This window comes from Clostridium sp. LIBA-8841, assembly GCF_057782475.1.
The window spans coordinates 480,662-495,311 of the sequence record NZ_CM173488.1 but is presented as its reverse complement, the minus strand read 5'-3'; the positions used below and the strand labels follow the sequence as shown (position 1 = coordinate 495,311).

11 protein-coding genes are annotated in these 14,650 nt (G+C 27.4%); 2 read left to right on the top strand and 9 right to left on the bottom strand.

Annotated elements, in window-relative coordinates; translation table 11 throughout:
• Window positions 1–83: 83 nt before the first annotated feature.
• From AC2A4K_RS02110 to AC2A4K_RS02090, 5 genes are all read right to left on the bottom strand, one after another.
• Entirely contained in the window at window positions 84–1,541 is a 1,458-nt protein-coding gene (locus AC2A4K_RS02110) for an MATE family efflux transporter (protein ID WP_322504623.1), read from the bottom strand.
• A gap of 156 nt (window positions 1,542–1,697) precedes the next feature.
• Window positions 1,698–2,495: a dimethylarginine dimethylaminohydrolase family protein gene (locus tag AC2A4K_RS02105; RefSeq protein ID WP_322504624.1), complete on the bottom strand. Its 798-nt coding sequence runs from the start codon at window positions 2,493–2,495 to the stop codon at window positions 1,698–1,700.
• Between the two features lie 200 nt (window positions 2,496–2,695).
• Complete coding sequence (locus AC2A4K_RS02100) at window positions 2,696–3,049, bottom strand: hypothetical protein (protein ID WP_322504625.1); 354 nt, start codon at window positions 3,047–3,049, stop codon at window positions 2,696–2,698.
• 83 nt (window positions 3,050–3,132) lie between these two features.
• A complete protein-coding gene (locus tag AC2A4K_RS02095) occupies window positions 3,133–3,840 on the bottom strand; it encodes a hypothetical protein (RefSeq protein WP_322504626.1) in 708 nt (235 codons plus the stop codon).
• 261 nt (window positions 3,841–4,101) lie between these two features.
• Entirely contained in the window at window positions 4,102–5,406 is a 1,305-nt protein-coding gene (locus AC2A4K_RS02090; protein WP_322504627.1) for a serine/threonine-protein kinase, read from the bottom strand.
• Between the two features lie 146 nt (window positions 5,407–5,552).
• Here AC2A4K_RS02090 and AC2A4K_RS02085 point away from each other — a divergent pair, with 146 nt between their 5' ends.
• Complete coding sequence (locus tag AC2A4K_RS02085; RefSeq protein ID WP_322504628.1) at window positions 5,553–5,984, top strand: hypothetical protein; 432 nt, start codon at window positions 5,553–5,555, stop codon at window positions 5,982–5,984.
• 145 nt (window positions 5,985–6,129) lie between these two features.
• Here AC2A4K_RS02085 and recQ read toward each other — a convergent pair whose 3' ends face one another.
• A complete protein-coding gene (gene recQ / locus AC2A4K_RS02080; RefSeq protein WP_322504629.1) occupies window positions 6,130–8,310 on the bottom strand; it encodes a DNA helicase RecQ in 2,181 nt (726 codons plus the stop codon).
• Window positions 8,303–8,791, bottom strand: a complete 489-nt coding sequence (locus AC2A4K_RS02075; RefSeq protein WP_322504630.1) for a methylated-DNA--[protein]-cysteine S-methyltransferase — start codon at window positions 8,789–8,791, stop codon at window positions 8,303–8,305. The genes recQ and AC2A4K_RS02075 overlap by 8 nt, the downstream gene beginning before the upstream one ends.
• 305 nt (window positions 8,792–9,096) lie before the next feature.
• Between AC2A4K_RS02075 and AC2A4K_RS02070 the strand changes: the two genes are divergently transcribed.
• Entirely contained in the window at window positions 9,097–10,977 is a 1,881-nt protein-coding gene (locus AC2A4K_RS02070; protein ID WP_322504631.1) for an FUSC family protein, read from the top strand.
• A 54-nt stretch (window positions 10,978–11,031) separates the two neighbouring features.
• Here AC2A4K_RS02070 and aspT read toward each other — a convergent pair whose 3' ends face one another.
• A complete protein-coding gene (aspT, locus tag AC2A4K_RS02065) occupies window positions 11,032–12,696 on the bottom strand; it encodes an aspartate-alanine antiporter (protein WP_322504632.1) in 1,665 nt (554 codons plus the stop codon).
• A gap of 17 nt (window positions 12,697–12,713) precedes the next feature.
• Window positions 12,714–14,300: a bifunctional aspartate transaminase/aspartate 4-decarboxylase gene (locus AC2A4K_RS02060; RefSeq protein ID WP_322504633.1), complete on the bottom strand. Its 1,587-nt coding sequence runs from the start codon at window positions 14,298–14,300 to the stop codon at window positions 12,714–12,716.
• Window positions 14,301–14,650 lie beyond the last annotated feature (350 nt).

Genomic DNA, 14,650 nt, shown 5'->3' with positions numbered 1-14,650 from the left:
AACTAATATACTTTCTAACGCTCCTATAATTTTACTATTTTTATAAATCTTCTAAAAATGAAATGTTAGAAATTAAAGTATTGTTATCCACTTATCTCTATATCTTTAGTTAAATTAACTACCCAAACTTTTGATAAAACTCTAGGTAATCCAAATATGCATTTAACTATCTCTTCTGAATAAGTAAATAATACTAACATATATATTGGAAAGCCATTCACTGCTCCAAAGAATGTTAACGGTATTGATACAAGCCACATACATCCAAACTCTAATGCAAAGGCATACTTTGTATCTCCTCCACTTCTTAATATTCCTACAATAACCAGTATATTAAAGGCCTTTAATCCCATTAGAAGTCCCATTATTACAAAGATTTTGCTTAAATCACTCGCCATAGTTGAAGATGTACTATAAACTTTAAGTAATACTGGAATACTTAATATCAACATTCCGCCTAAAATACTTCCAACAATAAAAACTATTTTTGAGAATTTCTTAGCATAATCTACAGCTCTCTCAGTATTATCTGCTCCAAGCTCGTTTCCAAGCATAATGGCTGCTCCAGTAGCTATACACATAGCTAACATTATAAATAGATTAGCTGTACTAGTTGCAATCTGACTTGCTGCTATTGCAGATGTTCCAACCATTGCATAAGCTACAGAATATGAAACTGACCCAATGGCCCAAGCAAAATCATTTATAAATATAGGCATCCCCTTAGACATATATACTTTAAAGAAGTCTTTATTTATTCCTTTAATATCATTGATATCAAACTTGATTATATAATCTTTATCTTTTAATATAACATATCCAACTAATAATAGGCATTCTATTATTCTAGCAAATACAGTAGATATAGCTGCTCCCCTAACACCTAACTCTGGAAATATACCTATTCCAAATATTAAGCAATAGTTAAATATAATATTTATGATAAGCGAAGCTCCACTACAAAACATACCTAACTTAGGGTTTCTTACAGCCCTTGCTCCTGCACTTATTACCATACTTAAAGCTGTTAAAGGATATGAAAGAGCTATAACCACTAAATAACTTTTACAAAGTTCAACCACTTTAGGGTCAGTAGAAAAAATTCCTATTATAAGATCTGGAAAGAAAAGTGCTAAAACAAAGAATACTAAACTAAATCCTACACATAAAATAGTACTTAATCCCATAACTTTTTTTATGCTTTTTCTATCATTACTTCCATAAAATTGAGATATAAATAATCCAGTAGCTCCTGTTAATCCTATTAATCCCATATTAAATAAAAAGAATACCTGATTAGCTACCCCAACAGCTGCTATTGATTCCTCTCCTAAACTACTTATCATAACTGTATCAACTACATTTACAGAAGTTGATATAAAGTTTTGAACTATTATTGGAATACATAAAACTAATAATACCTTATAAAATTCCTTATCTTTACCTACTAACTTCTTTTTTAGAAATAAAGTTACTCCTAATATAATTAAAGCTGTAACAAAAAAATAGACGCCAAAATAAATTGGTGAAAGTCCAAACAAAAAATCTCCCCCTAATTCGTATATTTTATTTAAATAGCACAAGCTATTTTCCCTTAAAAATAAATTATCTGCTGACCAAAAAATCATCAGATAAAGACACTATATCATAATAACATCATTTCTAATAAGACATAAGTCTTATTAGAAATATAAAAATCATTCAGTATAAATAGGTAAAATGCTACAGGCAAATCCTCCTCCAGCTTTCAATATTTCTGAATACTCTAAGTAAAATACTTTAAATCCATTGTATTTTAGCATGTTAAATACAGTTTTATTTGAAGTTACTATCTTCTTGTCTCCTAATGATATAATATTAGTTCCAAGTTCTTCAGTAGTTTTTTCATCAATATAATAACAATTTTTCATTATTTTTTCTATTTCTTCTTTATCATACACGTAATTGCTAATTATACAATCATCCTTATCTAGAATATTAAAAACACAATCTAAATGAAGCATTTTTTCCTTATTAAAATTTATAGGTATAACTTTATATCTCATATTCTGTTCATTTATATAATTTTGAAGTTCATAAACGGCTTCAATATTAGTTCTTTTACTTAACCCAACGAAAATATAACAATCATGAATTATTACATCTCCACCCTCTATATTATTTTTCATATTATATATTTTAGAATGATGATCTTTTATATACTTTTCTAAGGCTTTAGTTTCTTCAATTCTATCTTGAGTACTCATTTTTGCAATAAACATCCTATCTTCTATAACAAAACCTATATCTCTCGTAAAAACTTGATTGGCCCCATATATAGGATCTAAAAATTGAATTATTACTCCCTCACTACTCATTAAATTTATAAACTTATTATATTGTTCATACATAAGAGAATAATTTATTTGAACATTACCACTAACCTTAAAATTACAAGGGTAACACATTATTAATGATCTAAGTTTTTCATATCTATTTTTATGACTAATTTTCATACTAATACCTCAACAAATTTAATTTTAATTTAAATATAGTATTCTTATAATCTCTTTAGTTAATACTTTTTTCATTTAATATTATTCTTCTTAAAAACTTAAACATAGTTAAAATTTCTAATACCAATTTAATTAATCACTTAAAATAAAAAAGGCATGACACAAAGTTAATTGTGGCACGCCTTTTATTCTATAATTAATTATTTATTTTTAATTTTCTTTACACTAGAAAATCCTACAAAGCTTAAAACTATCATAGGTATTACAAAGAATATATATGGTAAGAATAGTACTCCCCCAACAGAATAAAGAATTCCCGCCGTAAGGGCAAATCCTGCTTTATTCATCAAAGCTCCTACTAAGTTAAAAATTGCTGCTAAGACCACACAAATCATATGTGGAGTAACCATGGCAGTAGCTATAGCACCACCAACGGCCTCAGCACCTTGTCCATTTGTTAAAACGCTACCAAAGTAACTTAATAAATATATTGAATATATTATACCTAAAATTGCTGATATTATAAGACATTTACTTTTTTTCAAAATTATCATCCTTCCTTAAAATAATTGTATTTAAAAAACCTCATTTTAAAACTATCTCAATACTTTTTTATTTTTAATAAATCAAATTCCTGTTAATTCTTATTGAATATAACTTGATTTAACCCACTTATACTAATAACTTCACCTTTTTCTAACTTTAAAGTAACATTAGGTACTCCCATATTGCCTGATGCATCTAAAATTTCATTTACCGTTGGAAATCCATTTTTATATACTACAAAATTTCCTTGTCCATTATTAACTTCTGCCACATATTTTCCTGGCTCTATATCTAATCCAACAATCCAGCTACCTGCACTTAATTCATTTGAAACCTTAGTTTCTGCTGGAGTAAAATGAACATTTTTTATTCCACTTATTTCAATTTTTTCTCCATCCTTAAAATCTGCTGTAACTTTTAAAACTCCTAAATCATCATTTCCTAATATTTCATTTATTATTGGAAGACCGTTTTTATCTGTAACAATAAAATTACCTGATGAATCACTTGTACAAACATATCTACCTGACTGTATATCTTCTCCAACTATAAACTTTCCTGTTGATAAAGTTGTCTCCTTAGCTGATGAATTATCTCTTGTTTCACCTTCTTTTACTGGTTCTTCTTTTTTTATATTCTTATCTTCTGAAGGCTTTGCTGAACTTGTTTCATTCTTAACAACTTCACTATTACTAGTTGCCTTTTTTCCAGCTTCTCCAGCGCTACCTGCAACCCCTAATACAACAACTATAGCAATGGCCCAAACCCACCATTTTTTATAAAACTTTTTACTAACCAATTTAATTCCTCCTTTAAACACTGATTAAAAACATAAAGTTTATAATCCTTCTTTCTTGTTGTTATGCTTTTATTTTAAAACTTATAAAAATAAAAAGTGTACGCCTACCAGCATACACTTTTAAATTTATTTTTTTATATAATTTTCTCAAGGAATCATTGATTGTTATAGTTTTATAAGTTTGTTTTCTGTGTTGTTATGAGTTAAAATGTTTTATGTTCATTTTTAATTCCTTTTTACTATAATATAATGATTCCTTTTTTATTTTATAGGTGTTGTAGTGCCTATTAAGCCACCAAAGGCAATCATTATTAAAAGGGAATAAAGTAAATATCCACAGATTTTATTTGATAAGCCCTCTCTTTTTAATAAAGGTAACTTATTAGCTATTCCTAAGAAGTTAGAAAAAAGAGCTATATATAAAAGTAATATAATTCCTACAGCCAAATCACCTATTATAAGCTTATTATCTCCGCTGCTTAAATTCATAGTCATACCAAAAGCAATAAAGGCATAACCCAATATTGCTAAAGTCATTTTCCATCCCTTATCAGTTCTAAAACCCGGAATATTTTTTCTAAACCAACTTCTCTTATCTTCTATATGAATAGTTTCTAAACTTGAATCTCTATCGTCTTTATCCAAATTTAAAAATCCAGTTTTATTAAAGCTAGAATCTTTTTCAGCTTTATCTTTATTATTTAAAAGTAAATCAACTGTTGTTTTAAACTCTTTTTTAGAAAGATCAAGTGATTTCTTAGATATTTTATTTTGTATTTCACCATTTTCTTTTTCCAGTTCCTCTACTTTGATACTTTGTTTCTCTAGATTTCTTACTCTTTCAATCTCATCTTCTAAAACTCTCTTAAGCTCACCAACACTTTGATATCTATCCTCTGCTATAAGCATAGTACACTTAGCTACAATCTTTTTTAGTTCTCCTTGAACAGCCTCTTCTATAGGGTGTTTTCCAATAATCATTACATTTAAAAGTACTCCCATGGCATAAATATCAGTTCTTCCATCAGTCTGATCAAAACCCAGTTGCTCTGGTGATGCATATCCCACTGTTCCTAGAATAACTGTATCTTTTCTCTTATCTTCCTTATATATTCTAGATACATCATAGTCTATTAATTTCAATATTCCATCATTATTTATGATTACATTAGAAGGCTTTATGTCTCTATGAATTATTGCAGGTTTAAGACTATGTAGTAGTTCCAATACATCACATAGGTTTATCATAAACCCTAAAGCTGTTTCTTCATCAAGTACTTTTCCACTCTTTAATATGTCTTCTATAGTAGAACCATTTATAAACTCTTCAACAATAGTCAATCTTCCATCTTCTTCGAAAATTTCATATATCTTAGGTAAATTTACGCTCTTTAACTCTTTAAGCTTTTCATAAACCTCTCTATTATAAACCTTAAGAATTTTTTTTACATAAATCTTGTTATCTAAACTACTTTTAGCTAACAAAATTTCACTTTTTTTATTTGAACACAAAGTTGTTAATTCAACATAATTTGAAGGTATATTTTCAATATTACAATCATCCATCCTTACATCCCCCGCTATAATTACTACCTCAATTTTGAATTATATCACATACTTTATTCCCTATAAAATACTATTAACTCAACATTAACCAATATATAATTTTTTGATATAATTAATTTGAAGATTAATCACAAGGAGTTACAAATATGTTTGAACAAGAAACATCTAGTCTCTTAAATTTATTAGACAATATCGGTGATGATAGAGAATTGGATTCTGTTGTTAATAATGAACTTAAAAAGTTTGAGGATTTAAACTTAGCAAATTACTTTAAAAAAATTTGTGAAGAAAAAGGACTTACAAAAGGCAAATTAATAAAAGCTGCCGATTTAGATAGAAACTACGGCTATCAAATATTAGATGGCTCAAAAAAGCCAACTAAAGATAAAATACTTCGTCTTTGTTTTGGTGCCAAACTTAACTTCAAAGAAACACAAAGAGCTTTAAAAATTGGTAATTCAGGTGAGCTTTATGCTAAAAATCCTAGAGATTTCATAATTATTTATGCAATAAAAAATAATTTATCCTTATATCAAGTAAATGAAAAGCTATATGAAAACAACTTCGAAATACTTTAAAAAAGGACTACATCAAAAGTAACTTAAAATAAAACTTATAAATATATTTAGAAAATTAATAGATATTCTCTTCATACTATTTATAAGTTTTATTATTTGAAATTTTGATATAGTCCCTTTTATATTTTTTTATATACTACTTATTTTAATTTAATTCTTTATTTAAATTATTTATGGTTAATTTAGTCACAATAAATCTTATCTTTTCATAAGAAACATCTTCAGCTAAATTTTCTTTAATTGGCTTTAACTTACTATATCCTACTTTATCTATAGCATCTAAAACTAACTCTTCTTCTCTTTTTGAAAATAAAGAATCAAAGTCTATCTCAAAGTCTATTTTATTTCCTTCTTCTAAATATTGCTGAATATGCGATAATATCGTAGTAACTGAAATATCTCTTTCCTTAGCAATAGTATGGAATTTATCTCCCTCTTGTAACATATCTATTGTTATTTCAAAAGACTTTTTCTTTCCATTTTTTCCACTGCTTTTTTTAAACTTTTCTTCTACGTCTTCCTTATTAAGTTTTAGTCCTGATTCCCATTGAACTTCAATATTATTTACTTTAACATATTCTTTTATTACGCTTAAGAACTTATCTCCATATTTAAGTATTTTCTTTTCACCAACTCCACTTATTTCTGAAAGTTGATTTTCACTTATAGGTATTCTCATACTCATCTCTTTAAGAGTATTATCCCCAAATACTATGTATGGAGGAACTCCCTCTTCAGAAGCAATTTCTCTTCTAAGACTTCTTAATAAATCAAATAGTTCATTATCAACAGAAACTCTTTCAATTTTTCTTTTCTCCTTAAACATAACTTTTTCATTGCCCTTAAGAATATCTATAGAAACTTGATTTAACCTAACTACAGGATATTCTCCAACATAATCTATATATCTATGTGAAATAAGAGTATTTATAAAATCCTTAAGCCCATCTTTAGAATAATCTTTCATTATTCCATAAGTACTTAATTTATCTAATCCTAAATCAATTATCTTTTTATTCTTTGAGGCTCTTAAAACATCTATTATTACCCCAATTCCAAAAGGTCTTTTCATTCTATAAACACATGAAATAACTTTTTGAGCATCTATTGTTTTATCAACTAGTTCACCTTCCATTTCACAGTTACTACAGTTATTACAATCTTCTTCTAACTCTTCTCCAAAGTAGTTAAGTATAAATCTTCTATAACATCCATTAGAATAAACCAAATCCATCATAGTTTGTAGTTTACTTAACTCATTTATCTTTCTTTCAGGGTTTAAGGTTCCAGTTTCTATTATATATTTCTGTGTTTGAACATCTCCTGGTGAAAAAATAAGAATACACTCTGATTTCTCACCATCTCTTCCTGCTCTTCCTATCTCTTGATAATACCCCTCTATATTTTTAGGCATATTATTGTGAATTACATATCTTATATTTGGCTTATCTATCCCCATCCCAAAGGCATTTGTAGCAACCATTACATTAGCTTTATCAAAAACAAAATTCTCTTGATTTTCTTTTCTTTCAACATCTGAAAGTCCAGCATGGTATTTTGTACATTCTATTCCCCTTGAATTTATAAGCTCACATAAAGAATCTACTTCTTTTCTAGTTGCACAGTAAATAATTCCTGAAACATCCTTATTTTCTTTTAAATAATCTAAAATGTAATGAGCCTTATTAACTCCTTTTTCTATGATTATTTTAAGATTGTCTCTATCAAAACCAGAAATAAAAACCTTCGGATTATTAAGCTCAAGTAATTTTACTATATCTTCTCTAACTTCCTCTGTTGCAGTTGCTGTAAAAGCTGAAACCACGGGTCTTCTCTTTAAAAGATTTATAAATCTACCAATAAATTTATAACTACTTCTAAAATCATGTCCCCATTGAGAAACACAGTGTGCCTCATCTACAGCTACCTGTGAAATATCTATATTAGAAACTAAATTTAAGAAATCCATAGACTCAAGTCTTTCTGGCGCTACATATAATATTTTTATGTGTCCATTTTTAACATTTTCAAATATATCATTTATCTCTTGATTGCTAAGAGTTGAGTTTATATATGCTGACTCTATTCCCATACTATTTATAGCATCAACCTGGTCCTTCATAAGAGAAATAAGTGGAGAAATTACAACCGTAACTCCTTCTAAAATCAAAGCTGGAATTTGATAACAAATTGATTTACCACCACCAGTTGGCATTATAGCAACAACATCATTTCCACTTATAATCTCATTTATTATTTCTTCTTGTCCTTTTCTAAATTCACTATATCCATAAAAACTCTTTAAAATCTCTTTTGCTTTATTCAAAATCTCTCTCCTTTTTTCTTTCTATATCAAGCAAATACTCTTTTTTACTTAATCCATCAGCATATCCTGTTAAGGAGCCATTTTTCCCTATTACTCTATGACAAGGAACTATTATAGCAATAGGATTTTTATTATTTGCTCCTCCTACAGCTCTACTCCCCTTAGGATTTCCTATTTTCTCCGCTATATCTTTATATGAAACTGTCTCACCATAAGGAATTTTTCTTAATTCATTCCATACCAATTTCTGAAATTCCGTTCCTTTAGTGAAATTAATTTTTACTGTAAAATCTGTTCTTTTGCCCTCAAAATATTCTTCCAATTCTTTTTTACATTTTTTTATTTCTTCACTAATAGCTTCTTCTACACACTCTTCTTTTTGAACAAAGTTAATTTCTACTATAAATCCCTCTGATTCTATTATTTCTAGAACTCCTATAGAAGAATTATAATATCCTTTATTAATTGAATTCTCTTTCATAAACATCATATCCTTTTAAATTATTTACATATCTTCTATTAAAATTCGCTTTTAACATAGCAATTCTTAAAATTATTAATGTTTCATGGAATAAATATATAAATTTATTATACTATATATTTCTTATATAAGTTTTCATGTAAGAAATCTTCAAAAATTTAATATATCTTCAAAAATTACTAGACATTATAATATATCAAACTTATAAAGCAATTGAAAATCTTGTAATATGAGAGTATTATTTTTATTTACAAGGCTTGTTTACTTAAATAAAAAGCCTCTTTTGATGAAAGGATTGATTAAATATGAGCAAAAAAGCCATAATATCAAACACAGTTATATTTGTATTTATAGTTGCTTTTATAATTGCTTTTAAAAGTATTTTTGGAGATGATAATACACTTATTGGAGTAACGACAGCAACTGCTATGCTTATGATGTTACAAAAAGATTTAACCCTGTCTCCATTAAAAAATACATTATTATTAATTGTATTAAATTTATTTATAGGTGCTGCTGCAACTTTAGCAGGCATGAACATGTGGTTAGGAATACCTATAAACTTCATAGCAATGTTTATTTTAAGTTATTCTTTATGCTATAACCTAAAAAATCCTATGTACTTACCATTTTCACTTCAATATTTATTTATATTAGTAACCCCAGTAACTCCTGATAAACTTCCAATGAGGTTTATATCTTTAATTTCTGGCGCAGTAATAATAATGATAGTTCAATTAATCGCTAATAGAAATAATGTTCAGAAAAAAGGTAACAAACTATTAATTAAAACTTGTAATGATATAATAGAAAAAATTAAAAATCTAAATATAAATGAAGATACAACTTCATTAGATAACAATATAAGAAATAGCCTAAATAATTTTAGAACAATTATTTATAATAAGCGTGAGGAGAGATTCTATTTAACTGAGGAAAGCAAGATTAAATTAAATATTTCAGTTGCATTAGAAAAAACTTATTTATTACTAAATGAATTAGATTGCTCTCAGCATAAGGATTTAGTTTCTGTTTTAGAAAACTCTTTAACTGAAATAAAAGTTTTTTTAAGTAATGAAAGCACAATAAATGATGATGTTCTTAGTAAAATTAAGCATTACAAAGGTGAGTCTATAGAAAACTTAACTGTACTTAAGATTTTAAGCAATCTTGCCTTTATTTATGAATCATTAGTTAAGCTAAAAGAATTAGGTACTAAAAAATATAACTTAATAAATAAACTTGATGAAATTCCACATAATTTTAAAACAATATACATTATGCAATCTAACTTCAAGACAAGATCAGCTAAATTTTCATATGCTATACGTATATCTATTGGTATATCATTAGCCGCATTTATAATGGATTATTTCCACTTAGCTGAAGGAAGATGGCTTGTATTCACAATTTTATCTTTAGTGAATCCTATATATGAAGTATCAAAAACTAAAACTAAAGACAGAATTTTTGCTACAATAATTGGTGCAATAATAGTAGAAATTCTTTTCTTTGCATTTAAAGGTGTTTTAGCAAGGACTTTAATACTTATGTTAGCTGGATATATAAGTGGATTTATTAAAGATTATAAGTATAACATGATTTGCGTAACAGTATCCGCAATAGGTGCTGCTTCACTTTTAGGAAATATGGGCTTTACTAGTACAATGGTAATAAACAGACTATTATTCGTCGCACTAGGAGCTGTACTAGCTATATCAATAAATAAATTTATTTTACCTTATAACTTAAATAAAGATATATCAATCTTAAAGAAGATGTATGTTGATGTAGTTCAAGAAATGCTAACTACACTTGAAGAAGTATATATACATAAATCTAGTACAAAAATGAATAACTTATTCATAGTAACATCTTTTATCGAAGAAAGACTTAAAGCAAATAATATTCAAGAAGATGATAATTTAAATCAACTTATAACTAACGAAAGAATGCTTATTTGTAGTATTTATGAGTTATATATTCAATTATCTAACTATAGTTGTGAAAATCAACATTTAAAAAATGTATTTAATAATTTAAAAGAAGAGAAATCTAATAAAAAATGCGAACTTAAATTAAAAGACTATATTCATGACTCACATAGTCTTGAAGAAAAACTATTATTAAGTAACGTAATAGAAATTTCAAATAGTATAAATAGCTTAAAAACTTTATTAGCTTAATAAAATAGAGCCTATAAAAAAGACAAGCTTATCATAAGCTTGTCTTTTTTCAATCTATTTAAACAATAATCCTATAGCAAGTGGGCCCATAATTGTTATTAATATGTTACCCACAGCATAAGAAGGTGTATAACTTAAAGCAAATATACTACTTCCAGTATCTTCAACAATTGCATTTAAGGCAGCTGTTATTGTACCTGCACCACAAAGTGATCCGATTATATCTACTGGTTCTAATTTTAAAGCGTACTTACCAAAGTATAGTGATAAAACATGTGGTACTAAAGACACTACTATACCTATTAAAAGAACTACCCAACCCATAGATTTTAATGCAGGAATAAAGGCACTTCCTGCTTCTAATCCAACAACTGAGATAAATAAGTTTAAACCTACACTCTTTAAGAACCAACGTGTTGATGCTGGTATTTCTCCGAAACGAGGATGTTTATTTTGATACCATCCAAATAATAAACCTGAGAATAAAGCACCTCCACCACTACCAAGAGTTAATGGAACGTTATGTATAGTTAATGCGAATGTTCCTATTATTACACCAACTATAATACCAAATGTTAAATAACTAACATCTGTTTGTGAGCCTGTATCTTTTATATAACCAAATTCTTTGATTATATTTCCAATAGCATGTTGTGGTCCTATTATTTGTAAGAAATCACCATTTTTCATTTGAGTTTCATCTTCCAAAGCCTTACCGTTTCTACTAACTCCTAATAACATTATATTGTTATTATATAAATCTTGTAGATTTTTTAAATTAAATTCTTTTGTAAGGACTATTTCTGACTTCTTCAATGATATATTTAGATATTTTTCATCTGAAGTTTCTGTTAATCCAGAACTAGCAACTTGTAACATGTTTGTAAGGTCACCTATTAAAGTAATATAGTTTCTTGCTTCTATTTTAATATCTTGATTAAACTTAACATCATTGTCATTTTGAAAAATCTTTTCGAAAGTTACTTTATGCTTAAATTGTTTTTCAATATCTCCTACTGATTTTCCTATAAATGTACAATTATTATTTACAAGAAAAGAACGCATTTTTACATTCTTTAAAATAGCTGAGCTATTTGATGAATCACCTTTAAAGTTTATTTTTTCAATCATTCTTTTAGTTTCTTGTTTTAAATTTACATGTAAAAGCATTGGAGCTATATTCTTTAAGAAAATAAGTATTCCAACAGTACCAAATATATAAGTTATAGCATATGCTATTGCTACACTAGATTGCATAGCAGTTTTTTGAGCGGATGAAATATCTAGTGCATTAATTGCAGATGCCGAAGTACCTATAACCGCTGATTGAGTAAGTGAGCCGGCGATTATACCTGCACCTTCCCCTGGACCAACTTTAAATATTTTAAAGCATATCATAGCAGCAGCGAATGCAACTACACTGAAGAATACTGCGTGTATTACAAGCTTAACTCCTGATTTCTTTAAACTATTTATAAAAGCAGGTCCGACTTCATATCCTATTGTGAATATGAAGAAACTAAAGAATATATTTTTTACTACTGGAGAAATGTGGAATATTGCAAACTGTCCTAAAATAAGTCCAACAAGCAATGTCCCTACTGTTGATCCTAAACTAAATGACTTATATCTTAACTTACCTATCAAATATCCTAAAGCTAAACATAGAAATATAGCTACACTAGGATTCTTTTCTAAAAAATCTATTATGAATTTCATTTAAATCACCTTCTATACTATTTTTGTGATTTAAATTTATCATGATATTCAGAAAGTAACTCTAAAATTTGTTTAGCTATTTTCTTATAAGCATTATCTGGTAAGTTAGCTTGGGATACACGTAATGTTCCAGGAGTTGCGCCAAAGCCTACCCCTTCCATTAATACTACTCCATTCATTTCTGCTAAACGTAATAAGAAGTCAATTGGTTCAAAATTATCTTTTAAGTATGCTGTAAATTCTTCGCTATATAAATTAGTTGCTATTTTATAAATATCTATTAATGAATAATATTTGGCATTTTCTCTACTATTATCTTCTTTAATTCCTAAAGTAGTGAATAAATCATTATATCTTGATCCTACTAATTTTTTAGAGCTTTCAATATATGGATCTTTTCCTTCAGTAAGTAATGCACTTAAAGCAAATAAAGCCATTTGAATTTGTTGAGGAGTTGATAATCCTGAAGTATGATAAAGTCCTACTGAACGACTATCAGCAACAAGTCTATCAATGAATTTTAATTTTCTTGGTTCTAATGTTACAAGACCATATCTAGCATCTAATTCTTTTAATTTTTCTTCTGGTAACTTACTTATTAAATCATCAAAAACATTATTTTCATTAGCACCTATTAATCCTAATCTCCAACCAGTTGCTCCATATAATTTAGAGAATGAATAAACTAATAATGTATTATAAGGTGCTACTGCATATATAGTTTGAAAGCCGTCAACAAAAGTTCCATAAACATCATCAGTTAGTATTATTAAATCTTTACGTTCTTTCACTAAATTAGCTATATGATTTAAAACTTCTTCAGGTAAGGCTTTTGATCCTGGGTTTGAAGGATTTACAAAGAATAAAGCTTTAATCTCTTTATCATTTAACTTATCTAATTCAGCTGGATCTATAATCCAGTTATTTTCTTCTTTAGATCTTAAGTCAACTTCTATCAATTCATAATCTTGTAATTCTGGAATTTGTAAGTATGGTGTGAAAATTGGAGTATTTAGAGCTATTTTATCTCCTGGTTTTATTAAACCATTTTCCTTTAATGAGTTAAATATGTAGCATATTGCTGCTGTTCCCCCTTCTGTTGGGAATAAACTAGTTTCTTTATCAAGGTTTACGCCATTATAAAGTTCTTTTTGCAAATACATATTTAAAATCTTTTCTGTATTTACTAAGCATCTACTTGGAATTGGATAGTTATTAGCAATTGCTCCATCTACAAATTCCTTAACTAATACATCTTTATCAACATTTAAATTTCTAATACTATAAGCTATAGCCTCTCTTAAGAACTTATCAGCTTCATGACTATCATCTAAGAAAGCCACGAATCTATCATGTATACCATCTAGAGTTGTATATCCTGCTAAATTTCTATCGTTCATAGTTTTTCTTGATTCAATTACACCGAATTCTATTATTCTACTTAATCCCAATCTTCCTTGAGTATTTATCCAATTAGGATTTCCTCTTCCTGCATTTAGGAAAGGATTATGCTTTTCATTATTTTTAGCAAGTTGTAACATTTTACGGCTAACTTCAAAAGCTCCTAATCCTTCTAATTCTTTTTCAAATTCCTTTGTTATCATGACTAATCACTCCTTATAATAAATTATCCCGAAATATCTAATAGTTATATTCATTTTTCTCCGAATACATATATTAAACATCTCAGCTCATGTATACATTAACACTTTTTTAACATTTTTAAAGGCTCACAGTATACAATTTCTTCAAAAAACCGTGAAAACATTTTAAACGTTAAGCATTTTTTTTAGTTATATTAAAATAAACAAGCATTTTTTTGTATTATAATCTAAATTTTTATATTTTTAGTATGTTAATACTTTGTTTACTTTTAAATAATTTTACATTTAAAATATTCTATAAAAAAATGATGTATCAAATTTGATACATCATTTCTAATTTATTTTTTATT

Bases quoted from the DNA above. Each gene is read 5' to 3' on its own strand.
- AC2A4K_RS02105 (WP_322504624.1), bottom strand. From the start codon at position 2,495: ATGAAAATTAGTCATAAAAATAGATATGAAAAACTTAGATCATTAATA.
- AC2A4K_RS02100 (WP_322504625.1), bottom strand. From the start codon at position 3,049: ATGATAATTTTGAAAAAAAGTAAATGTCTTATAATATCAGCAATTTTA.
- AC2A4K_RS02090 (WP_322504627.1), bottom strand. From the start codon at position 5,406: ATGGATGATTGTAATATTGAAAATATACCTTCAAATTATGTTGAATTA.
- AC2A4K_RS02085 (WP_322504628.1), top strand. From the start codon at position 5,553: ATGTTTGAACAAGAAACATCTAGTCTCTTAAATTTATTAGACAATATC.
- AC2A4K_RS02075 (WP_322504630.1), bottom strand. From the start codon at position 8,791: ATGAAAGAGAATTCAATTAATAAAGGATATTATAATTCTTCTATAGGA.
- AC2A4K_RS02070 (WP_322504631.1), top strand. From the start codon at position 9,097: ATGAGCAAAAAAGCCATAATATCAAACACAGTTATATTTGTATTTATA.
- aspT (WP_322504632.1), bottom strand. From the start codon at position 12,696: ATGAAATTCATAATAGATTTTTTAGAAAAGAATCCTAGTGTAGCTATA.
- AC2A4K_RS02060 (WP_322504633.1), bottom strand. From the start codon at position 14,300: ATGATAACAAAGGAATTTGAAAAAGAATTAGAAGGATTAGGAGCTTTT.